This is a genomic window from Natrinema salaciae, from assembly GCF_900110865.1.
Classification (GTDB): Archaea; Halobacteriota; Halobacteria; order Halobacteriales; family Natrialbaceae; genus Natrinema; species Natrinema salaciae.
In genome coordinates, this window is the sequence record NZ_FOFD01000002.1 from 852,555 (window position 1) to 876,314 (window position 23,760).

Sequence of the window (23,760 nt, forward strand, 5' to 3'; positions counted from 1 at the left end):
ATGGCAGCAACAGCAACAGGACCGTTCGGATTCGCACCGGCCATCGCAGTGTTCCCGCTCGTAGCGTTCGTGATCGCGCTGCTGTTCGGGAAGTATCTGCCGAAGAAGGGCGCACTCCCGGGCATCCTCGCGACCGCGGGGTCGCTCGTGATCTCGCTGGTCATGTTCGCGGCCGTCGCGGGCGGCGACACGCACCAGACGACGCTGTACGAGTGGACGTCCGGCGCGGCCACCAGCGAAACCATGGTCGAGGGGATCTCGTTCACGTTCGGCATCCTGATCGATCCGCTCTCGGCGCTCATGCTGGTGATCGTCTCGCTCGTCGCCCTGCTCGTCCACGTCTTCAGTCTCGGCTACATGAACGCCGAGGGGGAGACCGGGCTGCCGCGGTACTACGCCGAACTCGGGCTCTTCACCTTCAGCATGCTCGCGTTCGTCTTCGCGGACAACCTGCTGATGGCGTTCATGTTCTTCGAACTCGTCGGCCTCTGTTCGTACCTGCTGATCGGGTTCTGGTTCCGCACGGAATCGGCACCCTCGGCCGCGAAGAAGGCGTTCCTGGTCACCCGCTTCGGTGACTACTTCTTCCTGGTGGGTGTCGTCGCCATCGCGGCGACGTTCGGCACGGTCGGCTTCGCCGGCGAGGACTCGTTCGTCACCGCCGCCGAGACGGCGATCGACGACGGCGCGACGCTGTTCGGCTTCGACGCCGAGACCTGGGTCACGATCACCGGACTGCTCGTGCTCGGCGGCGTCATCGGCAAGTCCGCGCAGTTCCCGCTACACACCTGGCTGCCCGACGCCATGGAGGGTCCGACCACCGTCTCCGCGCTCATTCACGCGGCGACGATGGTCGCGGCCGGCGTCTACCTGGTCGCCCGGATGTTCGGCTACTACGCGCTCTCGCCGACCGCGCTTGGGATCATCGCGTTCGTCGGCGGCTTCACCGCCCTGTTCGCCGCGACGATGGGCGTCGTCAAAGACGACGTCAAGCAGGTGCTGGCGTACTCGACGATCAGCCAGTACGGCTACATGATGCTCGGACTCGGCGTCGGCGGCTACGTCGCCGGGGTCTTCCACCTCATGAACCACGCCTTCTTCAAGGCGCTCCTGTTCCTCGGTGCCGGGGCCGTCATCGTCCTCATGCACCACGAACAGGACATGTGGGAGATGGGCGGCCTGAAGGAGAAAGCGCCCGTCACCTACTACACGTTCCTCGCCGGCGCGCTCGCGCTCGCGGGGATCGTCCCCTTCTCCGGCTTCTGGTCGAAAGACGAGGTGCTGTTCGACGCCCTGATCGTCGGCCTCGAGCAGCCGATCTTCCTCGTGGCCTACGCGATGGGGCTGCTCGCCGTGTTCTTCACCGGCTTCTACACGTTCCGGATGGTCTTCCTGACCTTCCACGGCGAGCCCCGCTCGGAGGCGGCCGAGGACCCACACCCGGTCGGCTGGGCGATCAAGGCCCCGCTGGTCGTGCTCGGCGTCCTCGCGGCCGTCACCGGGCTCGCGAACATGGCACCCGTCGCGGAGGTCCTCGGTGCGGACATCACCCTCCTCGAGTTCTGGCTCGACGGCGAGTACGGTGCCGTCGACGGACTCACCTACCACGAGTACCAAGACACCGTGGCCTTCGAGGAGGGGGCGATCGGTTCCGAGACGGTGACCATGCTCCTGGGCGCAGGATTGTCGCTCGGGCTGGCACTGGCCGGCGCGTTCACGGCGCACACGTTGTACAACGTGCCCGAGCCGACCCGCCACGTGGCGAAGCTCGGCGGCGCGTACGACGTCCTGCGCAGCAACTACTATCAGGACGAGTACCAGGTCTGGCTCGCCGAGGGACTCACGCTCCCGCTGGCTCGAGCGGCCGACCGATTCGATCAGACGGTCATCGACGGCATCGTCAACGGCACCTCGACGATCAGTCTGTTCGGCAGCAACTGGGTGAAGCGCATCCAGACGGGTATCGTGACTAACTACGCGGCGTTGCTGGTGGGCGGGTTCATCGCCTTACTGCTGGTTCTCGGCTATCTCGGAGGGTGGTTCGCATGATGATCGAAACACTGATCGCGGTCGCACTGCTCGGCGCGCTGGCGACGTTCGTCGCGCCGAATCGCGTCGCCGGCAAACTCGCGTTCGCCATCAGCCTCGTGCCGGCGGCCCTCTCGCTGTGGCTGTTCGCCGCCTTCGACGGCAGCGGGAACGCCCTGCTCGACGGCGAACTGGCGTTCGAATCGCAGGCGGCGTGGCTCGAGATCGGCGGGCGATCGATCTCGTGGTTCGTCGGCCTCGACGGGATCAGTCTCCCGCTGGTCGTCCTGACGACGATCCTCTGTACGCTGGCGATCGTCAGCTCGTGGACGCCGATCGACGAGCGAGAGTCCCAGTTCTACGGGCTGATCCTGTTCATCGAGGCGATGTTGATCGGCGTCTTCTCGGCGCTGGATTTCTTCCTCTGGTTCGTCTTCTGGGAGGCTGTCCTGATCCCGATGTACCTGCTGATCGGCATCTGGGGCGGTCCGCGCCGAAAGTACGCCGCGATCAAGTTCTTCGTCTACACGAACCTGGCGTCGCTGGTCATGTTCGGGTCGTTCATCGCGCTCGTCTTCGGCCTCGGCGACTCGGTGACCTCCTTCGCGCTGCCCGAAATCGCGACGGCGATGCGTGACGGCGGGCTCGAGGGCGTCTTCGGTCTCGGCGGGACGACGCTCGCCTCGGTCGTCTTCGTCGGGCTGTTCCTCGGGTTCGCGGTGAAGGTGCCGATCGTCCCCTTCCACACGTGGCTGCCGGACGCCCACGTCGAGGCCCCGACGCCGGCCTCGGTGCTGCTGGCCGGCGTCCTGCTGAAGATGGGGACCTACGCCCTGCTGCGGTTCAACTTCACGATGTTCCCGGAACAGGTCGAGACCTACGCGGTCCCGATCGCCGCGATCGCCGTGATCAGCGTGATCTACGGCGCGATGCTCGCCCTCGCCCAGACCGATCTCAAACGGATCGTCGCCTACTCGTCGGTCTCGTCGATGGGCTACGTCATCCTCGGGCTGGTCGCGTACACCCAGTTCGGGGTCGGCGGTGCGACCTTCCAGATGGTCTCCCACGGCCTGATCTCCGGACTGATGTTCATGGCCGTCGGCGTCATCTACAACGCGACCCACACCCGGATGGTCACCGACATGTCCGGGATGGCGGATCGGATGCCGATCGCCGTCGCGATCCTGGTCGCCGGTGCGTTCGGCTACATGGGGCTGCCGCTCATGAGCGGGTTCTACGGCGAGTTCACGATCTTCTTCGGGGCCTTCGGCTCCGAGCTGCTCGATTACTCGCCGCTGTTCACCGCGGCGGCGATGTTCGGCATCGTCATCGTCGCGGGCTACCTGCTGTTTGCGCTCCAGCGGACGGTGTTCGGACCGTATCGCCTCGAAACCGACTACGAAGTCGGCCGCGCACCCGTCCACGACGTCGCGTCGATGGTCGTGCTGCTGGGACTCATCGTCCTGCTGGGCGTGGCCCCGGACCTGATATTCGACATGATAACCGACGCAGTCGACCCGATCATCGGAGGTGATCTCTGATGGCGGTCCTCGAGCTCCCCCAGTGGACGGCGCTCGCACCGGCCCTGATTCTGGCGGGGACGGCGCTCGTCCTCTTCCTGATAGACAGCATCGATCCCCACTCGACGAACCGCACGCTGCTGGCCGGCACCGCGATCGTCGGCTCGCTCGCGTCGCTGGCCGTCGCGGTGTGGTACCTCGCCGCCGGCGTCGGCGCGACCGGAATCGAGAACTACGGCATCATCCAGATCATGGACGGCCAGTTCGTCGTCGACCAACTGGCGCTGTACTTCATGATCATCATCGCGATCGTCACGGCCCTCGTCTCGGTGGCGAGCCACGACTACCTGCGCGATCACACCTACCAGGCCGAGTACTACTCGCTGGTCGTCCTCGCGGCGACCGGCATGTCGATGATGGCGGCTTCGAACAGCCTCGTGACGATCTTCATCGCGCTCGAACTGACGAGCCTGCCGTCGTACGCGCTCGTGGCGATCCTGAAGGACAATCGCGGCAGCGTCGAGGCGGGCCTGAAGTACTTCCTGATCGGGGCCCTCTCCTCGGCGATCTTCGTCTACGGTGTCAGCCTGGTCTACGGTGCGACCGGCTCGCTGCAACTCACGGATATCGCAGCGAACCTCGGCGACGCCAGCGAGATGGGCGGCCTGCTTGGACTCGGCATTCTAATGCTGATCGGCGGAATCGCGTTCAAGACCGCGAGCGTGCCCTTCCACTTCTGGGCTCCCGAGGCCTACGAGGGCGCGCCCGCGCCGATCTCGGCGTTTCTCTCTTCGGCCTCGAAGGCCGCCGGCTTCGTGCTCGCCTTCCGCGTGTTCACGACGGCGTTCCCGATCGACGCGACGACCGATGTGATCGGGGTCGACTGGACGCTGGCCTTCGTCATCCTCGCGATCGTCACGATGACGGTCGGAAACTTCGCGGCGGCGACCCAGGAGAACGTCAAGCGGATGCTCGCGTACTCCTCGATCGGTCACGCCGGCTACGTGCTGATCGGACTCGCGGCGCTCTCGGCCGAGGGCGGCGAACTCGTGATGGGCGCGGCCATGATGCACCTGCTGGTCTACGGCTTCATGAACACGGGTGCGTTCCTGTTCGTCGGCCTGGCGGAACACTGGGGCGTCGGCCGCACCTTCGAGGACTACAACGGCCTCTCGCAGCAGGCACCGTTCGCCTCCGCCGCGATGGCCATCTTCATGTTCAGCCTCGCGGGTCTCCCGCCCTTTGGCGGCTTCTGGAGCAAGTACTTCCTCTACACCGAGACGCTCAACGCGGCCGCGGACAGCACGATACTGCTCGCCGTCGCCGCCGCGCTCGTGGTCAACAGCGTGCTCTCGCTGTACTACTACTCGCGGCTGGTCAAGGCGCTGTGGATCGAGGAGCCGATCCTCGACCGCGATCGCCTGACCCAGCCGACCGGCCTCTACGCGGCGATTATCGCCGCTGCAGTGATGACCGTCCTCATCCTCCCGGCGTTCGGTCCGATCGCCGACGCCGCCACCGAAGCGGCGGCCGCGGTCGTCGTCTGAGCCGGCGGGAGACCCGGTAGCTTTTACCCGTCGGGGTCGCAAGCCGCGACAAATGGTTTTCCGGCTCGTGCTCGGCTGCGGGACCGTCTGCCGACAGGTCATAGAGCAACTCGCCGAGCGCGGCGGCCGACTCCTCGTCATCACCGACGACGAGAGCGTCGTCGAAACGCTGCGCGACGAGAGCGTACCGGCTCGCAGTGCCGACCCGACCGATCCCGACGCCATCGCGAACGTCGACCCCCCCGACGTGATCTTCGTCGCCAGCGACCGCACCGACGTCAACCAGGCCGCACTCGAGGTCGCGCGCGAGCGATTCCCTGCGGCGTCGATCGCGGCTTATCTGGGTGGCAACGCGACGGCGGCAGACCGCGGCAAGTTCGAAGCACTCGCGGATCACGTCGTCGATCCGGCGACCGCCATGGCCGATCGCGTACTCGAGGGGACGGCGAGTCCGTCGGCCGAAACGGCCATCGAGCTCGGGCAGTATCTCACGGGTATCGACGGGCGGCTGGCAGTCGTGGCTCACGACAATCCCGATCCGGACGCGATCGCGAGCGCGGTCGCACTCGTCGACATCGCGAACGCCGTCGGCGTCGACGCGGACGCCTGTTACTTCGGTGACATCTCGCACCAGGAGAACCGGGCGATGGTCAACTTGCTCGATCTGGACCTCCGAAACCTGCACCGTGACGATTCGCTCGAGGAGTACGCCGCCTTCGCGCTGGTCGACCACTCTCGACCCGGGGTCAACGATCAGCTCCCGACGAACCTCCACGTCGACGTCGTCATCGACCACCATCCGCCCCGCGGACCGGTTCCCGGCGAGTTCGTCGACCTGCGCCAGCAGGCGGGCGCGACCAGCACGGTGCTGACCGAGTACCTCGAGCGGTTCGGTCTCGACATCGACCCGGTGACGGCGACGGCGCTGCTGTACGGGATCCGGGTCGATACGAACGATTTCAGCCGGGAGGTGTCACCCGCCGATTTCCGGGCCGCGTCGGTGCTGTGGCCCCGGGTCGACGCGTCGATCCTGGCGCAGATCGAACAGCCCTCGCTCGAGGGCGAGACCCTCGAGACGATCGCTCGAGCGATCAAAAACCGGGTCCAGCGGGATTCGGTCGCCGTCGCCAGCGTCGGACGGATCGGCAACCGCGACGCGTTGCCCCAGGCGGCCGACCAGTTGCTCGCGATGGAGGGGATCGAGACGACGCTCGTCTTCGGGTTCGCCAGGGAGATGGTGTTCCTGTCGGCCCGGTCCCGTGCCGGCGCGGTCGATCTCGGCGAGACGCTCCGGGACGCGTTCAACCGGATCGGCAGCGCCGGCGGCCACGCCGATATGGCCGGCGCACAGCTCGAGATCGGCATTCTGGGCAGCGCGGACGACGAGGAGGAGGTCGAGTCGATCGTCAGCGTAGTCGAAGAGGTCATCACGAACCGGTTCTTCGAGGCGCTCGAGACGCGGCCGGGCGTCCCGGTCGGCGCCTACACCCAGACCAGCGAGTGGTTGTTCACGCAGCGCGGCGACCGAGAGGACGGCGAATCGGCGTGACCGCTCGCCGGGTCGGTGCCGAGAGCGCGCGGAAGCCAGTACTTTTGCGCACGGCACCCGTGTGTCCGCCCATGGAGGTCGCGTCGGAACGGACGAAACCCCAGGTCAAAGACTACATGACGCGCGACGTGGCGACGGTGTCGCCCGACGAAACTGTCGGCGAGGTCGCGACGCGGATCGCCGAGAGCGAGGAGCACAGCGGGTTCCCCGTCTGTGAGCGACGACGCGTCGAGGGCTTCATCAGCGCCCGCGATCTGTTGCTCGCGGACGACGGCGATCCGATCTTCAAGGTGATGGCGACGGACCTGCTGGTCGCCCACCCCGACATGAAAGTGACCGACGCCGCGCGCGTCATCCTCCGATCGGGCATCCAGAAGCTCCCCGTCGTCGACGACGCGGGCAACCTCGTGGGGATCATCTCCAACGCCGACGTCATCCGCAGTCAGAACGAACCCGCGACCACCGAGAAGGTCGGCAAGCTGATGCGAACCCTGGAGCAGATCCACGACATCGAGTTGACGGAGGAGCGCCGGACGGTCCCGCTCTCGGAGCTCACGCCCACGCAAGGCCGGGTCTACGCCGACGAACTCGAGGGGCGACGGTACGAACTCGAGCGCGGGCTGGCCGAGCCGCTGGTGGTCATCGACAACGGCGGCACCCTCCTGCTGGCGGACGGCCACCACCGCGTGCTCGCGGCCGACCGGCTGCGGATCGACGAGATGGACGCCTACGTCATCGTCATCGACCACGAGATCGACCTCGGAATGGCGCGCACGGCAGAGAAAGAGGGCCTCGAGCGCATCGACGACATCGACGTCGTCGACTACGCGCGACACCCACTCGTCCAGACGACGAAGCGACTGCAGTCCGACGGCGGCAGCGAGGCGGAGTAGGGAACGGGACGATCTCGACCAGTGCAAGCGGGTTCTCACAGTCGCTATCGACGAACAGTCACCGCTATCGATTGCTGGTGACCGTTTTCCGTGTCCGCGCAGTACCTCGTTCGATGACTGAATCACGCACGCCCGACCGCGTCCTCGTCGCCGGTGCCAGCGGGGCGACCGGCGAGGAGTTGCTCTCCGCCCTTCGGCCGACCGACCTCTCCGTTCGCGCGACCACCCGCTCGTACGCGAGCGTCGACACGCTCGAGCGACACGGTGCGGAGGAGGTGGCCGTCGTCGATTTCTTCGAGTCGGCCGACGCGGTCGCCGCCGTCGAGGGCTGTGACATCGTCTACTGCACGCTCGGAACGCCGCCGTCGGTGCGACACACGACCGGCGGGAAGCTGGTCGACCGGACCGGCGTCATCAATCTGATTACCGCCGCCGTGGCGACGGACGTCTCCTACTTCGTTTTCGAGAGCGCGATCGGCGTCGGGAACTCGAAAGCGGGGATGTCGCTGCCGGCTCGGCTCGTGCTTCGGGGCTCGTTGCGAGCGAAACGGGATGCGGAGGCGTCGCTGCGCCGATCGGGGCTCGAATACACGATCGTCCGTCCCGGAAAACTGACGAACGACCCGCCGTGCGGCGAGATCGTCGTCGGCGAGGGCGGCAACTCCGTCTCGGGGTCGATCCCGCGAGCCGACGTGGCGCGTGTGATGGCGGCCGCGCCGTTCACGCCCGCCGCGCGCAATCGGACGCTCGAGGTCGTCAGCCGCGACGGATTGTCGGGACCGCCGAACCACCGCGTCGATATCGACTGGGCCGACGACCGCCTGATGGCGGGGCACGAACGACGGGAGGTGTAGCCGCGCCGATCGAATCGAGCGTCTTTTCAGTTCGATCGATCCTCCCCGAACCTTCATTGCGACGTCGGCAAATATTACGACCATGTACGACGACGAGGATCTCGAGGAGATCCGCGAGTCCGGCGAGCAGTGGGAGACGGAGACGCTCGAGCCGACCCTCGAGCGACGCGGCGAGCGTCGAGAGCGGTTCGCGACCGTGTCGAACCACGAGGTCGATCGGCTCTACACCCCCACCGACGTCGGCGATCTCGACTACCTCGAAGATCTGGGATTCCCGGGCGAAGAACCCTACACCCGCGGCCCCTATCCCACGATGTACCGCGGTCGGACGTGGACGATGCGTCAGTTCGCCGGCTTCGGCACCGCCGAAGAGACCAACGAACGGTTTCACTACCTGATCGACGAGGGGCAGACCGGGCTCTCGGTAGCCTTCGACATGCCCTCGTTGATGGGGCTCGACTCGGACGACCCCATGAGCGAGGGCGAGATCGGGAAGGAGGGCGTCGCGGTCGACACGCTCCGAGACATGGAGATCCTCTTCGACGGGATCGACCTCGCGGAGATCTCGACGTCCTTTACGATCAACCCGTCGGCACCGGTGATCTACGCGATGTACGTCGCGCTGGCGGATCAGCGGGGCGTTCCCCGTGCGAAGCTCCGCGGGACCCTCCAGAACGACATGTTCAAGGAGTTCATCGCCCAGAAGGAGTGGGTGATCCCGCCGGAGCCGTCGCTCGACCTCGTGACCGACGTCCTCGAGTTCAGTACGGACGAAACCCCGAGGTTTCACCCGATCTCGGTATCGGGCTATCACATCCGCGAGGCGGGTTCGACCGCGGTTCAGGAGCTGGCGTTTACCCTCGCGGACGGCTTCGGCTACGTCGAGGACGCGAGGGAGCGCGGACTCGCGGTCGACGAGTTCGCGCCGCGTCTGTCCTTTTTCTTCAACTGTCACAACTCCTTCTTCGAGGAGATCGCGAAGTTCCGGGCGGCACGCCGCATCTACGCGCGGGTGATGGACGACTGGTACGGTGCCGAGGCCGACGCGTCGAAACGGCTCAAGTTCCACACGCAGACGGCCGGCCAGTCGCTGACGGCCCAGCAGCCGCTGAACAACGTCGCTCGGGTGACGATTCAGGCGCTCGCCGGCGTCCTCGGCGGCACCCAGTCGCTGCACACGAACAGCTTCGACGAGGCGCTGGCGCTGCCGAGCGAGAAGGCAGTTCGGGTCGCGCTCCGTACCCAGCAGATCATCGCCGAGGAGTCCGGCGCGGCGGACATCGTCGACCCCATGGGCGGCTCCTTCGCCGTCGAGACGCTCACCAACGAGATCGAGGAGCGAACGATGCGCTACCTCGAGGAGATCCGATCGATGGGCGACGGCTCGGTCCGCGACGGCATTCTCACCGGCATCCGGGAGGGGTACTTCCACCGAGAGATTCAGGACGCTTCCTACGAGTACCAGGAACGCGTCGAACGCGGCGAGGAAGTCGTCGTCGGCGTCAACGAGTTCACGATCGAGGAAGACACCAGCCCCGACATCCTGCAGATCGACGAGACCACGGCGGACCGCCAGCTCGGACGGCTCGAGGACGTGAAAGCCGAGCGGGACGACGCGGCGGTCGCGGACGCGCTCGAGGCGCTGCGTGAGGCCAGCGAACGCGGCGAGAACACGATGCCGTACATCGTCGACGCGGTGAAAGCCTACGCGACGATGGGCGAGATCATGGGCGTCTTCGAGGAGCAACACGGCGCGTACAGCGAGAGCCTCGGACTAGCCTGACGGCCGTCAGTCGTGGCCCGGTCACATGGCATCGTCGTCGAACCGGGAGAGAATGCCGACGACGAGGCCGAACGGTATCAGCAGCGCTCCCACGGCGACGGCCCCGTAGACGGCGAGCGTGAGCGGTGAGACCGGGACTGCGACCCCGAGGACCGTAATCTCCTCGAGTCCGGTTCGGGCGGGTAGCGTCGCGCCGAGCAGCGCGCCGAACGCGGCGGTCGCGGCGACCAGCGCGAGTCCGAGACCGATGACAGCGTTTCGCCCCGTAATGGTACGATCGCCGAACACACGGTTCGTACACCCTCCCTGTGGAAGGGCCTTCCGTCCGAGTCTGTGACGGAATCGTTGCGAGGGTCCGAACCTACATCAGCGATGTCGGCGGACAGCATCTGTGACAGCAATTCCAAGTTATTTCATTGAATAAAACAGTTCCTGAGTCGGTAAAATAGTATATATTCAAACGGTAATAATTACGAGCATGTTGTATATGCGGACGCATGTCACAGGATTCCGACGCCGACGAAGCGGACGGAAACGAGCGGACTGGCGGGAGTCGTTCAGCACTCGGTCGACGCGAGTACCTGAAGTTCGGCGGGGCGAGCGTCGGTGCGTCGATGTTCGCGATCGAAACCGGGATAACTCGGGCAGCCGCGAACTCTCACGAGACTGTTCGGGTGGACGAGGAAGACGCGATCGACGAGAACGGCGATCTAGCCGCTGAACTCGATCAGTACATAAACGACCTTGGTACCCTCAACCACGAATTCGTGATTCCAAGTGGGACATACACGTGGAATACTCGGTTAGATGTACCTGATGGCGAATTTTTCGGGCTTGTTGGCGAGGATCCGAATCGGGTAACATTCAAAGTACGCCAACAGATCGGCTGGGCTCTGCGTCCCGGTGTCAATGGTTCGCTCAAGGAATTTCAGCTCCGTAACATTACCGTGGACATTGACGGCACTGCCCCCGACGGCTACGAAGTTGATGTCGGACTGATTAACGCTCGACCCGACGGAGGATTAATCGAGAACGTCCATCTCGTCGGGCGACGGTATCGTTGGCAGGACGGACCTGGTGGGGGGACTGTCGGGCCACGGCACACCTTCCTCATCGAACTCGCCGACCCTGACGGTGAGATGACCGTTCGGGACTGTGAGATGCGCGATGGCGGAGTGACAGTCGGTCGCGGTGAACATACGGAGCACGCCATTGGCTTCGCAGCGGACCCACCACATCAGGGGAGAACGGTCTGGGAGAACTGCACGGTCGAAGACTTCGTGGATAACGGGTTTTACATAGCGAACTCTCCCCACGGTGTCAACGAACTCCACAACTGCACGGCGATCAACAATCAGGGGACGAATATCCGTCTTGGCCGAAACGATTCGGCCTACAACTGTGATATTATCCTTGATGACATGGTTGGTCGGGAAAATCCCGGGCATGCGATCTGGGGACACGAAAGCGCGGAGAGCGATATAAGCGATCCCGCACCGTACTTTGAGGATATTACAGTTGACGCTTCCGAGTTGTACGGATTCATTATCCAGGGTGGAAGTTACTCGACTACTGGACTTCGCGTTAATGGACTTTCGGTCAATATCGGGGCAAACAGTCACAGTGAATCGAACTTCGCTCGATTTCGGGATAACTCAAATACGTATCAGGATATCGTCATAGAGAACTTTGATGTTATGGACGAACTCGACGGACCGTGGACAAGAATCTCTATAAAGCGACCACGGGTCTCACTGCGAAACGGGACGTACAACAACATCGGTTCGTCAGATAGACTAATTTACACGAACAGTAACAGTGACTATCTGGAGGTCGACAGCGTCAGGTTCGAACTCCACAACGGCGGCGACGCGATAGAATTGAACGGGGCTGATTTCACGATGATCGACACCGACATCGTCGGTCACGGTCCCACTGCCGGGCTGCGAGCTGGCAGCTACTTCGAGCGGGAAAGTATGACCGTCGCCGGCAACGTCTTCGAAAACGTCGAACTTCGCGACTACACGGACTACGACGATCTCACACTGTCGGACTTCGAGGGCGACCCGAGAACGAACGATGGCATCATCGACGACTTCGAACGGGAGGAACTGACCGAGTACTCGTTTGACGATGAGGCGAGCCTGTCGGATGCGGCGGCGCGGAACGGAATGCACGGGCTCGACTTGGACGGCAACAGCAATACCTCGGGTGCCGTCCGTTCCGATTCCGGGCTGGGAACCTACCCCGGCCCCGACGACATCTGGGAGTTCTGGTGGAATCCCCAGACGACGAACCAGAATTTCAACGTCAACTTCGCGCTTCAGTCCGGCGATCTGACCGAGGGGTTCCGCGTCAACGTCAGTCTCGACGATTCGAACCAACTGATCTCGTTCCAGGAACGCGGCTCGAGCGGCGACACCTACCTCGGACAGGCCGACCTCGATATCCAGACCGACACCTGGTACCGGACGATCGTCGACGGCTCCCGATCCGACGGCTGGAGCGTTCACGTCGACACCGGCGAGGGATCGTCGGTCGTCGGCGAGTTCGAGACGGACGCTACGCAGTATACACAGTACGGCACGTCGGGCATCGCCTACTGGATCAGCGGCGCGGACCGGGTGTACCTCGACGATATCGCGACTCGCGACACGAACCCGCTGAACGAGGAGGAAACACCGGGAACCGTCGTCGACGACTTCGAGGACGGCTCGCTGAGCGAGTACACCGTCTCAGGAGCCGACGGGACGACCGCGTCGGATACCGCGGCGTTCAGAGGAAGCTACGGGCTGGAGCTAGACGGCCCCAGCGGTGGTTCGGGAACCATCCGCTCCGATTCCGGGCTGAACGCCTATCCCGGACAGAACGACAAGTGGGAGTTCTGGTGGAATCCCCAGACTGAGAGCGAATTCTTCAGGGTCACCTTCGCCATCCAGTCCGACGACCGGTCGGAATCGCTCCGCCTTGTTACGAGACTCGACAGCTCGACCCAGTACGTCCAGTTACAGGAGCGCGGAACGAACGGCGACAACTATCTCGGTCACGCCGATCTCGACCTCGCACCGGGGACGTGGTACCGCACGGTCGTCGACGGAACGGGGGCCGACGACTGGACCATTTCCGTCGACACCGGCGAGGGAACCGCGACAGTTGGCGAGTTCACCTCCGAGCCGACCCAGTACACCTGGTACGATCGATCGGGCATCGCCTACTGGATCAGCGGCACGGATCACGTCTACCTCGACGACGTCACGATCCGAACGGAGGGTGAGCCCAGTGACGACAAGCCGACCCTCGTCGTCGACGACTTCGAGGACGGCGATCTCGCGGAGTGGACGATCCCGTCGCAGACAGGAACGGTCGATACCGTTACGGACAGCTACGACGGATCGTACGCGTTGCGGTGTTACGACGACGGGCTCACCCAGGCGTACGCGAACGAGTCGAACAGTCCGTCAGTCGACTACGTCCCGCAGCCGGGCGATCTGTGGGAGTTCTACGTCAAACTGAACACCACGAGTTCGAACCAGACCCGGTTCTACTTCGGCCGACAGGGGACCGGGGACGACGCCGGCCAGTACGAAATTCAGCTGATCTCCGACGGAACGTTCCGTCTCGTGATCGACGACGGCGGTTCGAACGGTGTCGTCGGAACCGGGACCTACGACGTGAACTACGACGCCGGCCGCTGGTACCGCGTCCGCCACTGGTGGCAACACCCCGACAAGAGCGCGGACCACGTCTGCGAACTCTACGACGTGGCCGCCGGAACCGAGGTCGCAACGGTGTCCGGGGACGACGGAACGTGGCTCGACGGCGACGTCGGTGTTTGGGTGACGGATTCGGGAGACACGTCGTTCGACCACGTCCGGATCCTCGACCGAACCGGATAGCGACGACGTCTCGGGGACTGATCCAGCCATCGGAGGCCCCGACGGCCGTCATCGAGTGGCCCTCCGTGCTGGTAGTTTCGTCGCGTAGCCGAACAGTCGGTATCTCTCGACCGTCCGTGGCGACCCCCGGACAGGAAGAGGCGCTGGCGGGGAAACGTTCTTATCCAGTTCTCCTGTACTGCCACCACGTGGATTCCATGAATCGCGATACGGCCAATCCAGATGGGGGGAGCCCCCTGCAACGGTTTTCCGAGAAGGAGTTGTTCTTGTTGTTGCTGGTCGGAATCGCGATCATGATGGCAGTGACCGGGTTCGTCCTCATCGTCAACTGATCCAGATCGGGGTCACGTATCGGCGGTCTCGTGTCGCGTCCGGTCGTCGGTCTCGATCGCTCTGGCCGCGACCAGGGTCACGAAGGCGAGCGTGGCCATCGTCACCACCAGCACGGAAAACTGGATCGTCGACTGGAGCGGGGCGAACCCCCACGGGTTGAACGCCGCGAAGACCGCGACGAAGAACCCGATGATCAGAAACGGGATCAGATTGACTGTGAGGTCGAGCGCGATCTCCGCGTCGAAGGCACGTCTGCTCATTGGGATAGGCTGGCTCGGAGACTCGAGGCGGCGACGCCTCGAGGGACTCGGTCGGTGTTCGGTCGATGCTATGCTGTGCTATGCTATCGCTGCGTCGATCGCCGGGCCCGCACCAGGCCGGCTCCGCCGACAGTCACGACGCCGGCGAGGACGAGCGCGACGCCGCGGCTCGCCAGCCCGGTGAGGGGCTCGAGGAGGCCGATCGACAGCGTCCCGGTGCCGTGAGCGGCCAGCACCGCGCCGACGACGACGAAGCCCCCGCCGAACGTCGCCGCGAGCGTCAGCGGTCGATCGACGTACTCGGCGTCCGCCAGAATGCCGGCGACGCTCGCGGCGAACGCGACGAGGCCGGCGACGGCGACGGGGAGGAGGTCGACGACGATGCCGACCTCCGATCCGACGAGTCCGAGGGCGACGAGTATCGGCCACGGCCTCGCGGCGTCGGTCTGCTCGGTCGTCGCCTGCCTCGAGTGGTCGGCCATAGTCGCGGTTCCACGCGGAACGGGTAGTATCTGGTCCTACCGTTCGGATCTCGTGACCGTCTCGAGTGACGGAAGCCGAGTCGTTCAGCGGTCCCGGAACGACCGCCGTTACGAATCCGACGACTCCCACGGCGGCGGGAGGAGGTTCCCGATCGAAGTGACCCGATAGGTCGGCACGGATCCGTCGGTACCGCTACCGGAGATCCAGACGGAGTCCAGTCCCGCGTTCGTCGCACCGCTGATGTCGGCCTCGCGTGAATCGCCGACGTGGACGGTCGTCGCCGGCGTCGCGTCGAGCGAATCGAGCGCGCGCTCGAACGGTTCGGAAGCCGGTTTCGGGGGCGGGTCCTGACCGGCGATTACGATCGTGTCGATCCACTGCTCGATCCCGACAGCCTCGATTTTTCGTCGTTGGGCGTCCCGTGTGCCGTTCGTGACGATTCCGATCTCGTACCGCTGGCTGAGCGTCTCGAGAACCGCCGGGACGCGTGGATACAGTTCCACGTTCGACTGGTCTCGCTCGGCGTCGAACGCTGTCGCGACCGCCCGCCCGAGGCTCGCTTCGCACCCGTTTTCGACAGCGAGGGTCCCAAAGCACTCCGAGCGAAGCTCGGCCATCGAATCGCACTGCCGGGCGAACTCGTCGTATCGTTCGTAATAGTCCTCGACGGGAAAGAGGGGGTCGACCCCGACCCGTTCGAAACTGGCCTGTAACACCTCCGCCGGAGAGCGTCTGTATCGAAGAGGGGTTCCATCGAGGTCGAAGCAAACCGCCTCGATCCCACTCATACCATCTACTCCAGTGTATTCTACCATAACTCTCCCGACGGTATGTCGCCCGTTTCGAACGAACCGCCGTATACAGGAATCGATAGCGACGGGACCGTACGGAGAGCCACCCGAAGGAAGCGACACGAAGCGGCTACTCGTCGCGTTCGATGACGAACTCGGTGAACTCGCGTAACTTCCGGTTCGTCTCGTCGTCGAAGCCCAGTCCGTCGATCGCCGCCCGCGCGTCGGCGGCTAACTCGAGCGCGCGGTCGCGGGCGTAGTCGACGCTGCCGGCCGCCTCGAGGATGGAGAGGGCCTCGAGGATGTCGGCGTCGGTGTTGTCGTCGGCCTCGAGGATGTCCTGGAGGCGGCGAGCGCGCTCCGGCTCGCTGTGCTCTACGGCGTGGATGACCATGAGCGTCTTCTTCCCCTCGCGGATGTCGTTGCCGAACTCCTTGCCGAACTCGCCGGCCCGGCCGAGCGAGTGCTCGACGTCCAAGATATCGTCGCCGATCTGGAAGGCGACCGCGGTCAGTTCCGCGTAGTTCGCGACGGCCTGCTCGACCGCGGGGGGCTGGTCGGTGATGATCGCGGCGAGCCGGGCCACGATCCGCCCCAGACAGCCGGTCTTGCACGCGCACATCTCGAGGTACTCCTCGACACCGACCCGGACCTCGCGCTCGTTGTGCCAGCTGATGTCCATCCCCTGTCCGAGGTGGGTCCGGTTCAGTTCGTACATGAGCATCTCGTAGGCGGCCAGTCGCCGATCGGCCGGGAGGTCGGCCGGGTCCCGCGTGAGGATCTTCAGCGGCAGGAAGTACATCGCGTTGCCGGCGTTGAGTGCGATATCGCGTCCGTAGACGCGGTGCAACGCGGGTTCGCCGCGGCGAATCGTCGCCCCGTCTTCGACGTCGTCGACGATGATCGTTCCGTTGTGCAAAATCTCGGGAATACAGGCGTACGGCAGGTATTCGGCCGGGTCCTCGCCGAACCCCTCGACGAAGACGAGAAAGAGCACCGCACGCCACCGTTTCCCGCCGCGGTCGAGCAGATCCCACAGCGGCGTCGATAACGCACCCTGGATACCGGTCGAATCGTATTCGTAGGTCGGCGACCCGAAGAACGACTCGAGGTAGTCGTCGTCGATCTCGCGTGGGACCAGATCGGCGATCGCCTCGTCGACCGCCGGCCGCCAGTCGGCAAGCGTCTCCCGCATATCGAGTCCGAGAGGGAGCGGCGTAAAAAAGATTCGCAGTTTGTCGTGTCAGTGGACGACATCGATCCGAACCGACCGAGCGGTACAGTTACCCGGCCGTCGGTCCACGTCTCAGTCATGACCGACTGGATCGGTACCGTCTTCGAGAGCGACAGCGGCTGGAATCACCTCGAGGAGCTCGTCGACGTCGGGAGCCGGATGGCCGGCAGCGAGGGCGAGCGAACGGCCGCGGAACTGACCCGGGACGCGCTGGCCGAGGCCGGCGCGCGAAACGCACGGCTGGAGCCGTTCGAGATACAGGGGTGGACGCGAACCGACAGCGCGATCACCGCGGGGGACACCACCCAGGAGTGTATCGCCCTGCCGCGCAGCCCCGACGAACGCGTCGTCGCGCCGCTGATCGATCTCGGCTACGGGCTGCCCGAGGACTTCGAGGCGACCGACGTCGAGGACGCGATCGTCATGGTCCGTAGCGACGTCCCCGACTACCACGATCGGTACCTCCACCGGCGGGAAAAGTACTATCATGCGTTCGAGAACGGTGCAGTCGGGTTCGTCTACCGCAACCACGTCGAGGGCTGTCTCCCCCCGACCGGGAGCGTCGGCTGGGAGGACGAACCGATCGGCCCGATCCCGGCCGTCGGCGTCTCGAACGAGGTCGGAGCGCGGCTGGCCCGCCGGTTCGACGGCGAGTCGATCACGGTGTCCGTCGAGGCCGACGTTCACCCCGCGGAGAGCCAGAACGTCCGCGCGGCACTCGGGCCCGACACCGACGAGCGCGTCCTCGTGACGAGTCACGTCGACGCCCACGACATCTCCGAGGGGGCCATGGACAACGCTGCCGGGACCGCGATGGTCGTCGAAATCGCGAACGCCCTCGCGGACCGCGAGGACGACCTCGAGACCCGCGTCGAGTTCGTCGCCTTCGGCGCGGAAGAGGTGGGGCTGCTCGGCTCCGCGCGCTACGCCGAGCGCGCGGATCTCGAGACGATCAAAGCGGTGGTCAACAACGACGGCGTCGTCCGCGATCGGACGCTTTCGATCGTCACACACGGTTTCGACGCGCTCCAGGACGTCGCGAACGACGTGGCAGACGAGTACGACCACCCGATCGGAACCGTGCCGAAGGTCGGCCCGCACAGCGACCACTGGTCGTTCGTCAAGTGGGGCGTGCCGGGCTGTCACGTCAAATCGATGTCGGACGGGGCGGGTCGCGGCTGGGGCCACACCTTCGCCGATACGATCGACAAGCTCGAGGCCCGCACCCTTCGGGAACAGGCGATCCTCCTGACCGAGTACGTCGTCGCGCTCGCCGACGACGACGTGGCGGTCGACCACCGGCAGCCAGACGCGATCGCGGCCGACCTCGAGGCACAGGATCTCGCCGAAGGAATGCGGATCACCGGCGACTGGCCCTACGACGAGTGAGTTCGGCTGCGACGAGAGGCCCACTCGCGACGAGCGAGATCGACCCCGGACGCCGCTGTCGGCGACCGACAACCGTACGCTTTTGAGCGGGCCGTGTGAACTGACGGCCATGGATGCCGCCTGGAGCGCGGGCGACTCGCCCGTCGTCGGCGTCGTCGATCGCGAAGGGGTGGCGAGCGGTGCCGTCGAAATCGACGACACCCTCGAGTCGACGGTCGCCGATGCGAGCGGGACGATCGTCCGCGGCGGTCTCGAAGCGGTTCTCGCGGCGGGGCCGTCGATTGTAGTGACGGCCGGCGAAGCGACCCTGTCGGCGGTCGCGCGTGCCGGCGTCGAACGTCCCGTTCTGCCGGTCGGTTCGGTTACGGGAATCAAGGCGGTCGATCGCGATCACCTTCCCGCCGCTCTCGCGGCCACACTCGATGGGGACGCCGTCCGTCGCGACCGGTCGGTTCTGGACGTCACCCTCGACGCTGCGGGCGACGACACGGACGACAGCCCGATCCGAGACCGCGCCCTGTTCGACGTGACGCTCATCACCGACGAACCGGCCCGGATCTCGGAGTACGGTGTTCGAAGCGGCGACCAGTTCGTCTCCACGTTCCGCGCCGACGGCGTCGTGACGGCGACGCCCGCGGGGAGCCACGGGTACGCGAGCGCCGTCGATGCGCCGCAGCTCTCGAACGCCGTCGACGCGGTCGCGGTCGCACCGATCGGCCCCTTCCTCACGCAGACCCGTCAGTGGGTGCTGCCGGCCGACGACCTGTCGTTCACGGTCGAACGCGACGAGGGCGACGTGACTCTCGTCGTCGACGGGCGGGCGGTCGGCACGGTCACCGTCGACTCGGCGGTCACCATCTCACCGGCCGGGACGCTCCCGACGCTGGACGTTCCGGCCGAGCGACTCGAGCGCGAGTGAGCGGAGCGAGCGGGTAAAGACGGTATCGACACGTCGCCGGGCGGGGCCGGATCGACGCGGTCGCGGCCCGCTTAACTGTTGTACGGCTCCTCGTCCCGATGGTGATCCGGGTTCGCGTTCTCGAGGGCGTCGTCGACTCGCTCGTCGGATCGCTGTTCGATGTCCTGTCGCCGCTCTTCTTCGTCCTGCCGCTCGCGGGCTTCCTTCTCCTCCTCGGTGAGCCCTTCCTCGTCCTCGGCCTCCTCGGGATCGGTCGCTTCGTGCTCGAGTTGGACGTCTCGCCCGTGCTCGTCGTTTCCGGTGGGCTCGCGCTCGTCGGTGTTGTCGGACATAGTGATCCCGACTGGGGATAGCTCGGATCGCTGAAAAGGCGTTGGGCTTGCGAGGGTCGGCACTCCGATCGAATCGGACGAACGGGCCGCTATCGGGCGGCTACCACTACCAGGGCTCGCCGGACGCCAGATCGATCTCGCTGTCGCCCTTCTCGGCGGGGCAGAGATCCGCCAGCACGCAGCCGTCGCAGTCGGGATTCCGGGCCGTACAGGTCGCTCGTCCGTGATCGATACAGAGGTGCGTGAACTGCTGCCAGTCGCCCTCGGGGACGATCTCCATCAGGTCTTCCTCGATCCGTTCGGGATACTCCTCCTCGGTGAGCCCCAGTCGCCGCGAGAGTCGCTGGACGTGCGTGTCGACGACGATCCCCTCGACGATGTCGTGGCCGTGCTGGAGGACGACGTTCGCCGTCTTTCGACCGACGCCCGAGAGTTCGGTCAGTTCGTCCATCGTGTCCGGCACCTCGCCGTCGTGCTCCTCCAGGATCGTCTCGCAGGCGCTGCGGATGTACGTCGCTTTGTTGTTGTAGTAGGTGATCGAGTTCAGATCCGCCGCGAGCTCGTCCTGCGGTGCGTTCGCGTAGTCTTCGGCGCCGTCGTACTTCTCGAAGAGGTGTTCCGTCTCGGCGTTCACCCGCTCGTCGGTACACTGGGCCGAGAGGATCACCGCGATCAACAGCTCGAGACGGTCGGTGTAGCGTAGCGAAATCGTCGAGTCCGGATACGCGTCCTCGAGGCGGTCGACGACCGCCTCGGCCTGCTCGGCGCGAGTCTCGAGAGGGGTTCCCATGCAACAGTCGTTGCGAGAGCGCGCATTTGAGCCGTTCGGTTCGGAGCGGGTCGCCGGGCCGATCCGGGTCGATCACCGCACTGCGAGGCGGCCGTCGAGCGGCGGCGACGGCCGCGACCGCAGGTCGATCCCGACGAAGAATTCACAGGCGAAGGACTATTATCATACAGCACGCAACTGGCATGAAAGGCGACGCAACCGGGTGGGAGTTCACTAATGACAAAGGAGACACATCGGACGCAGGCCGACGAGACGAACGGGGGATCGAGTACCGGCATCCTCGACGTACTGCTCGCCGAACTCGCGGGCGACGACGGAACGGGCAAGAAATCGCTCCGTCGAGCGCTCGAGGTCGAGCAGACAGCCACGACAGCGGATCTCGCGAGGATCGAGGAGGCCCTCGGGACGCTACAGGCGGACATCGACGAGCGCAAAGCCGCGGAGGCGGAACTCCGGGCCAGAATCGAGAACAACCTCGAGCCCCGGCTCGACACCGTCGACCGCCGGCTCCGGGAACTCGAGGAGCGAATGCGGACCCTCGAGTCCGAGACGAGGGGGCTTCGGTCGGAACTCGCCGGCGTCAGCGACTCGCTCGGAGAGCCCCGGAGCGCCGACGCGGACAATCTCGACGATCTCGACGACCTCGCGGACGACCTCGACGACCTCGCGGACGATCTCGACGATCTCGAGCGAACGGTCGCGACTGCGTTCGACACGGTCACGTCGGACCTCGAGAGCGATCTCGGACGGATACAAGCGACCCTGCGGGAGGACATCGACGCGCTCGAGCGGCGGCTGTCGACGCTCGAGGAGGCGGCCGGCATCGGTCCGGGAGCCGAGACCGACGACGATCAGCTGACGAAATACTGATCCGGAACGTGAATGAACGCCGTCTGGAGGGGCGGTTGATCGATCGAACCGGCGGTTGAGCCGCTCACAGCCCGGAAACCTGCGATCGAGAGGATGCCGTGAGCTTTAAGCGGTCATCCTCCACGTATCAGGGTATGAAAGCCACCGCCATGGCCCACCCCATCCAGGGGCTAGTCAAGTACCACGGGATGCGCGACGAGATCGAGCGGCTTCCGTACCACGACAGTATCAGCGTCTGTACGGCGCCCAGCCACACGCGGACGACCGTCGAGTTCTCGATGGACTACGACGAGGACACCTTCGTCGTCGACGGCGAGGAGCTCGACGGCCGCGCGAAGGAGCGGGTCGAAGCCGTCGTCGAAAAGGCCCGCTCGATGTCCGACGCCGCTCACACGGTGTACCCCGTTCGCCTCGAGAGCGAGAACAGCTTCCCCTCGAACGTCGGCCTCGGATCGTCTTCGTCCGGCTTCGCGGCCGCGGCGATGGCGCTGTCCGAAGCCGCGGAACTCGACGCCAGCAAGCAGGAGATCTCGACGATTGCCCGCGTCGGCTCGGCGTCGGCCGCGCGAGCGGTCACCGGCGCGTTCTCCCAGCTTCACACGGGCCTGAACGACGAGGACTGCCGCTCCAAGCGGGTTCCGTCGAACCTCCACGAGAACCTCAAGATCATCGTCGGCCTCGTTCCCTACCACAAGGAGACCGAAGACGCACACCGCGAGGCTGCGGACAGCCACATGTTCCAGGCGCGGAACGCCCACATCCACGGCCAGATCGCCGAGATGCGCGACGCCCTGCGCAACGACGACTTCGAGCGCGCGTTCGAACTCGCCGAGCACGACTCGCTGTCGCTCGCGGCCACCACGATGACCGGCCCCTCGGGCTGGGTCTACTGGCAGCCCGCCACTCTCGCGGTCTTCAACACGGTACGCGAACTCCGCGAGGAGGAGGACATCCCCGTCTACTTCTCGACCGACACCGGTGCCAGCGTCTACGTCAATACCACCGAGGAGTACGCCGAGGAAGTCGAGGAAGCGGTCTCCGACTGCGGCGTCTCCACCACCACCTGGAACGTCGGCGGTCCCGCGCGACTCCTCGACGAGGACGATCACCTGTTCTAGGAACCGGCCGGTTGCGCTGCGGGGCGGCACGCTGCGCCCGCGGCCAAATACCGATCTCGTGGGATCGTCGATCCCGCTCAGTGCCGATCGAACGCTCCGGCAGACAGATCGCGTCTGCCGTGCGCTCGTTCACGAGACCGCTTCTCCTCCCTCCGGTGCGGCGGAGCCCCGGCCCGGGTCGGTCGGTTCGCTCGCCCGGGACGGTCGCCGAGGGAGCCTTATATGCGACTCTCCCGTTGTGTTCGTAGTGATGCTCCGATGGCCGAGATAGACCGGATCGATATGGCGATCCTTCACGCGTTGCAGGACGACGCGCGGAACGCGACCACCGAATCGATCGGCGAGCGAGTCGACCTCGCCTCGAGTAGCGTCGCGACGCGAATCAACGACCTCGAGGAGAACGGCGTTATCACCGGCTATACGCCCGTCATCGACTACGACGAAGCCGGATTCGAGCAGCGGCTGCTTCTCGTCGGGACCGTACAGGGCGACGACGAGGGAATCGTGGCGGCGGTGAGCGACGTCGAGAACGTCATCAGCGTCGAACGGTTGCTGACCGACGAGGGTGACCTCCACATCGAACTCGTGAGCCGATCGCAAGAGCGTGCGGAGGCGGTCACCGACGACCTGCACGAACTCGGGGTCGAAATCACGAAGACGAGCGTCGTCGTCGAGGAGACCAACCGGCCGTTCAACCACCTCGGGGCGAAGTATACGAACGGGGAGTGAGTGTCGCGTCACATTTCCCGAAGTCCCGCCGTCTTCCGAATCTTCTCCGGCCGTATTGAAGTGGTCACGGACAAATATACGTTCGGCGACATCTTTTAGGGTAGCACGCCGGTAGTGGGAGCCGATGCCCGACCGCCAACCGGACGCCGACGAGCGTCGCCCACCCAGCGAGGAAGTCGTCACAGCGGTCGCAACCGCGTTCGATACGTCACCGCTCGATCTCACCCCGCCGCTGTACGACCGGGTCGATCCCGAAGCGCTCGATTCGCTCGTTCGGTCGGGGCCGAACGAGCTCCGCGTCCAGTTTCGGTACAACGGCTGTGCCGTTTCGATCGACGGACGCGGCCGCACCGAGGTCTCTCCGATAGACGAGAGCGCCCGCTCTCACGAGTGCGAACCGCGAGACGACTGATGGCGGTCCAGTTCGCTCGGGATCGACCTG

23 protein-coding genes are annotated in these 23,760 nt (G+C 65.3%); 15 read left to right on the forward strand and 8 right to left on the reverse strand.

The features are described 5' to 3' along the window. The 7 genes from nuoL to BMX07_RS09415 all read left to right on the forward strand — a co-directional run bounded on the left by nuoL (nucleotide 1) and on the right by BMX07_RS09415 (nucleotide 10,174). Complete coding sequence (nuoL, locus tag BMX07_RS09385) at nucleotides 1–2,049, forward strand: NADH-quinone oxidoreductase subunit L (RefSeq protein ID WP_090617098.1); 2,049 nt, start codon at nucleotides 1–3, stop codon at nucleotides 2,047–2,049. Next, complete coding sequence (locus BMX07_RS09390; protein ID WP_090617100.1) at nucleotides 2,046–3,569, forward strand: complex I subunit 4 family protein; 1,524 nt, start codon at nucleotides 2,046–2,048, stop codon at nucleotides 3,567–3,569. Before nuoL ends, BMX07_RS09390 begins: the two co-directional genes overlap by 4 nt. Beyond that, nucleotides 3,569–5,095, forward strand: coding sequence for an NADH-quinone oxidoreductase subunit N (locus BMX07_RS09395; protein WP_090617102.1), 1,527 nt, complete (start codon nucleotides 3,569–3,571; stop codon nucleotides 5,093–5,095). The genes BMX07_RS09390 and BMX07_RS09395 overlap by 1 nt, the downstream gene beginning before the upstream one ends. A gap of 52 nt (nucleotides 5,096–5,147) precedes the next feature. After that, on the forward strand, nucleotides 5,148–6,644 hold the full coding sequence (locus BMX07_RS09400; protein ID WP_090617104.1) for a DHH family phosphoesterase: 1,497 nt from the start codon (nucleotides 5,148–5,150) through the stop codon (nucleotides 6,642–6,644). Between the two features lie 71 nt (nucleotides 6,645–6,715). Beyond that, nucleotides 6,716–7,537, forward strand: coding sequence for a CBS domain-containing protein (locus BMX07_RS09405; protein WP_090617106.1), 822 nt, complete (start codon nucleotides 6,716–6,718; stop codon nucleotides 7,535–7,537). Nucleotides 7,538–7,650: 113 nt separating this feature from the next. Further along, nucleotides 7,651–8,391, forward strand: a complete 741-nt coding sequence (locus BMX07_RS09410; RefSeq protein WP_090617107.1) for an SDR family oxidoreductase — start codon at nucleotides 7,651–7,653, stop codon at nucleotides 8,389–8,391. A gap of 82 nt (nucleotides 8,392–8,473) precedes the next feature. Next, nucleotides 8,474–10,174: a methylmalonyl-CoA mutase family protein gene (locus BMX07_RS09415; protein ID WP_090617109.1), complete on the forward strand. Its 1,701-nt coding sequence runs from the start codon at nucleotides 8,474–8,476 to the stop codon at nucleotides 10,172–10,174. Nucleotides 10,175–10,195: 21 nt separating this feature from the next. Here the strand turns inward: BMX07_RS09415 and BMX07_RS09420 are convergent, their stop codons facing one another. Beyond that, nucleotides 10,196–10,462, reverse strand: a complete 267-nt coding sequence (locus BMX07_RS09420; RefSeq protein ID WP_090617111.1) for a DUF7520 family protein — start codon at nucleotides 10,460–10,462, stop codon at nucleotides 10,196–10,198. A gap of 734 nt (nucleotides 10,463–11,196) precedes the next feature. Continuing rightward, the gene (locus tag BMX07_RS09425; protein WP_090617113.1) at nucleotides 11,197–11,622 is read right to left on the reverse strand and encodes a hypothetical protein; all 426 of its coding nucleotides are present in this window, start codon (nucleotides 11,620–11,622) and stop codon (nucleotides 11,197–11,199) included. A gap of 249 nt (nucleotides 11,623–11,871) precedes the next feature. On the opposite strand from BMX07_RS09425, the gene BMX07_RS09430 reads away from it, so the two are divergent. Both BMX07_RS09430 and BMX07_RS25445 read left to right on the forward strand, forming a co-directional pair. Further along, nucleotides 11,872–14,070 carry a LamG domain-containing protein gene (locus BMX07_RS09430; protein WP_090617115.1) on the forward strand — a complete coding sequence of 733 codons (2,199 nt, stop codon included), beginning with the start codon at nucleotides 11,872–11,874 and terminating at the stop codon, nucleotides 14,068–14,070. A gap of 197 nt (nucleotides 14,071–14,267) precedes the next feature. Beyond that, a complete protein-coding gene (locus tag BMX07_RS25445; RefSeq protein WP_281246951.1) occupies nucleotides 14,268–14,402 on the forward strand; it encodes a hypothetical protein in 135 nt (44 codons plus the stop codon). Between the two features lie 12 nt (nucleotides 14,403–14,414). On the opposite strand, the gene BMX07_RS09435 is transcribed toward BMX07_RS25445, so the two are convergent. The 4 genes from BMX07_RS09435 to BMX07_RS09450 all read right to left on the reverse strand — a co-directional run bounded on the left by BMX07_RS09435 (nucleotide 14,415) and on the right by BMX07_RS09450 (nucleotide 17,132). Further along, a complete protein-coding gene (locus BMX07_RS09435) occupies nucleotides 14,415–14,663 on the reverse strand; it encodes a DUF6684 family protein (protein ID WP_090617117.1) in 249 nt (82 codons plus the stop codon). 83 nt (nucleotides 14,664–14,746) lie between these two features. Beyond that, on the reverse strand, nucleotides 14,747–15,145 hold the full coding sequence (locus tag BMX07_RS09440) for a DUF7541 family protein (protein WP_090617119.1): 399 nt from the start codon (nucleotides 15,143–15,145) through the stop codon (nucleotides 14,747–14,749). Between the two features lie 108 nt (nucleotides 15,146–15,253). Further along, nucleotides 15,254–15,934, reverse strand: a complete 681-nt coding sequence (locus BMX07_RS09445) for an HAD family hydrolase (protein ID WP_090617120.1) — start codon at nucleotides 15,932–15,934, stop codon at nucleotides 15,254–15,256. A gap of 133 nt (nucleotides 15,935–16,067) precedes the next feature. Continuing rightward, complete coding sequence (locus tag BMX07_RS09450) at nucleotides 16,068–17,132, reverse strand: polyprenyl synthetase family protein (RefSeq protein WP_090617122.1); 1,065 nt, start codon at nucleotides 17,130–17,132, stop codon at nucleotides 16,068–16,070. A gap of 117 nt (nucleotides 17,133–17,249) precedes the next feature. Here BMX07_RS09450 and BMX07_RS09455 point away from each other — a divergent pair, with 117 nt between their 5' ends. Further along, the gene (locus tag BMX07_RS09455) at nucleotides 17,250–18,560 is read left to right on the forward strand and encodes a M28 family peptidase (RefSeq protein ID WP_090617244.1); all 1,311 of its coding nucleotides are present in this window, start codon (nucleotides 17,250–17,252) and stop codon (nucleotides 18,558–18,560) included. A gap of 109 nt (nucleotides 18,561–18,669) precedes the next feature. Next, complete coding sequence (locus BMX07_RS09460) at nucleotides 18,670–19,479, forward strand: NAD(+)/NADH kinase (RefSeq protein ID WP_090617124.1); 810 nt, start codon at nucleotides 18,670–18,672, stop codon at nucleotides 19,477–19,479. Nucleotides 19,480–19,550: 71 nt separating this feature from the next. Here the strand turns inward: BMX07_RS09460 and BMX07_RS09465 are convergent, their stop codons facing one another. After that, complete coding sequence (locus BMX07_RS09465) at nucleotides 19,551–19,811, reverse strand: hypothetical protein (protein ID WP_090617126.1); 261 nt, start codon at nucleotides 19,809–19,811, stop codon at nucleotides 19,551–19,553. 106 nt (nucleotides 19,812–19,917) lie between these two features. Further along, nucleotides 19,918–20,601, reverse strand: coding sequence for an endonuclease III (nth, locus tag BMX07_RS09470; protein ID WP_090617128.1), 684 nt, complete (start codon nucleotides 20,599–20,601; stop codon nucleotides 19,918–19,920). A gap of 216 nt (nucleotides 20,602–20,817) precedes the next feature. Here nth and BMX07_RS09475 point away from each other — a divergent pair, with 216 nt between their 5' ends. From BMX07_RS09475 to BMX07_RS09490, 4 genes are all read left to right on the forward strand, one after another. Next, nucleotides 20,818–21,471, forward strand: coding sequence for a hypothetical protein (locus BMX07_RS09475; protein ID WP_090617130.1), 654 nt, complete (start codon nucleotides 20,818–20,820; stop codon nucleotides 21,469–21,471). A 134-nt stretch (nucleotides 21,472–21,605) separates the two neighbouring features. Continuing rightward, complete coding sequence (mvaD, locus tag BMX07_RS09480; RefSeq protein WP_090617132.1) at nucleotides 21,606–22,589, forward strand: phosphomevalonate decarboxylase MvaD; 984 nt, start codon at nucleotides 21,606–21,608, stop codon at nucleotides 22,587–22,589. A gap of 258 nt (nucleotides 22,590–22,847) precedes the next feature. Then, a complete protein-coding gene (locus BMX07_RS09485; RefSeq protein ID WP_090617134.1) occupies nucleotides 22,848–23,318 on the forward strand; it encodes an Lrp/AsnC family transcriptional regulator in 471 nt (156 codons plus the stop codon). Between the two features lie 124 nt (nucleotides 23,319–23,442). Beyond that, nucleotides 23,443–23,730, forward strand: coding sequence for a HalOD1 output domain-containing protein (locus tag BMX07_RS09490; protein ID WP_090617136.1), 288 nt, complete (start codon nucleotides 23,443–23,445; stop codon nucleotides 23,728–23,730). Nucleotides 23,731–23,760 lie beyond the last annotated feature (30 nt).

What these genes read in the sequence shown, in the direction of transcription:
- BMX07_RS09405 (WP_090617106.1), top strand. Translation starts at nt 6,716, where the DNA reads ATGGAGGTCGCGTCGGAACGGACGAAACCCCAGGTCAAAGACTACATG.
- BMX07_RS09415 (WP_090617109.1), top strand. Translation starts at nt 8,474, where the DNA reads ATGTACGACGACGAGGATCTCGAGGAGATCCGCGAGTCCGGCGAGCAG.
- BMX07_RS09445 (WP_090617120.1), bottom strand. Translation starts at nt 15,934, where the DNA reads ATGAGTGGGATCGAGGCGGTTTGCTTCGACCTCGATGGAACCCCTCTT.
- BMX07_RS09430 (WP_090617115.1), top strand. Translation starts at nt 11,872, where the DNA reads ATGGACGAACTCGACGGACCGTGGACAAGAATCTCTATAAAGCGACCA.
- BMX07_RS09435 (WP_090617117.1), bottom strand. Translation starts at nt 14,663, where the DNA reads ATGAGCAGACGTGCCTTCGACGCGGAGATCGCGCTCGACCTCACAGTC.
- BMX07_RS09410 (WP_090617107.1), top strand. Translation starts at nt 7,651, where the DNA reads ATGACTGAATCACGCACGCCCGACCGCGTCCTCGTCGCCGGTGCCAGC.
- BMX07_RS25445 (WP_281246951.1), top strand. Translation starts at nt 14,268, where the DNA reads ATGAATCGCGATACGGCCAATCCAGATGGGGGGAGCCCCCTGCAACGG.
- BMX07_RS09475 (WP_090617130.1), top strand. Translation starts at nt 20,818, where the DNA reads ATGACAAAGGAGACACATCGGACGCAGGCCGACGAGACGAACGGGGGA.
- BMX07_RS09425 (WP_090617113.1), bottom strand. Translation starts at nt 11,622, where the DNA reads ATGCCCGGGATTTTCCCGACCAACCATGTCATCAAGGATAATATCACA.
- BMX07_RS09390 (WP_090617100.1), top strand. Translation starts at nt 2,046, where the DNA reads ATGATGATCGAAACACTGATCGCGGTCGCACTGCTCGGCGCGCTGGCG.
- BMX07_RS09395 (WP_090617102.1), top strand. Translation starts at nt 3,569, where the DNA reads ATGGCGGTCCTCGAGCTCCCCCAGTGGACGGCGCTCGCACCGGCCCTG.
- mvaD (WP_090617132.1), top strand. Translation starts at nt 21,606, where the DNA reads ATGAAAGCCACCGCCATGGCCCACCCCATCCAGGGGCTAGTCAAGTAC.
- nth (WP_090617128.1), bottom strand. Translation starts at nt 20,601, where the DNA reads ATGGGAACCCCTCTCGAGACTCGCGCCGAGCAGGCCGAGGCGGTCGTC.
- BMX07_RS09400 (WP_090617104.1), top strand. Translation starts at nt 5,148, where the DNA reads ATGGTTTTCCGGCTCGTGCTCGGCTGCGGGACCGTCTGCCGACAGGTC.
- BMX07_RS09460 (WP_090617124.1), top strand. Translation starts at nt 18,670, where the DNA reads ATGGATGCCGCCTGGAGCGCGGGCGACTCGCCCGTCGTCGGCGTCGTC.
- BMX07_RS09465 (WP_090617126.1), bottom strand. Translation starts at nt 19,811, where the DNA reads ATGTCCGACAACACCGACGAGCGCGAGCCCACCGGAAACGACGAGCAC.
- BMX07_RS09450 (WP_090617122.1), bottom strand. Translation starts at nt 17,132, where the DNA reads ATGCGGGAGACGCTTGCCGACTGGCGGCCGGCGGTCGACGAGGCGATC.
- BMX07_RS09455 (WP_090617244.1), top strand. Translation starts at nt 17,250, where the DNA reads ATGACCGACTGGATCGGTACCGTCTTCGAGAGCGACAGCGGCTGGAAT.
- BMX07_RS09485 (WP_090617134.1), top strand. Translation starts at nt 22,848, where the DNA reads ATGGCCGAGATAGACCGGATCGATATGGCGATCCTTCACGCGTTGCAG.
- nuoL (WP_090617098.1), top strand. Translation starts at nt 1, where the DNA reads ATGGCAGCAACAGCAACAGGACCGTTCGGATTCGCACCGGCCATCGCA.
- BMX07_RS09440 (WP_090617119.1), bottom strand. Translation starts at nt 15,145, where the DNA reads ATGGCCGACCACTCGAGGCAGGCGACGACCGAGCAGACCGACGCCGCG.
- BMX07_RS09490 (WP_090617136.1), top strand. Translation starts at nt 23,443, where the DNA reads ATGCCCGACCGCCAACCGGACGCCGACGAGCGTCGCCCACCCAGCGAG.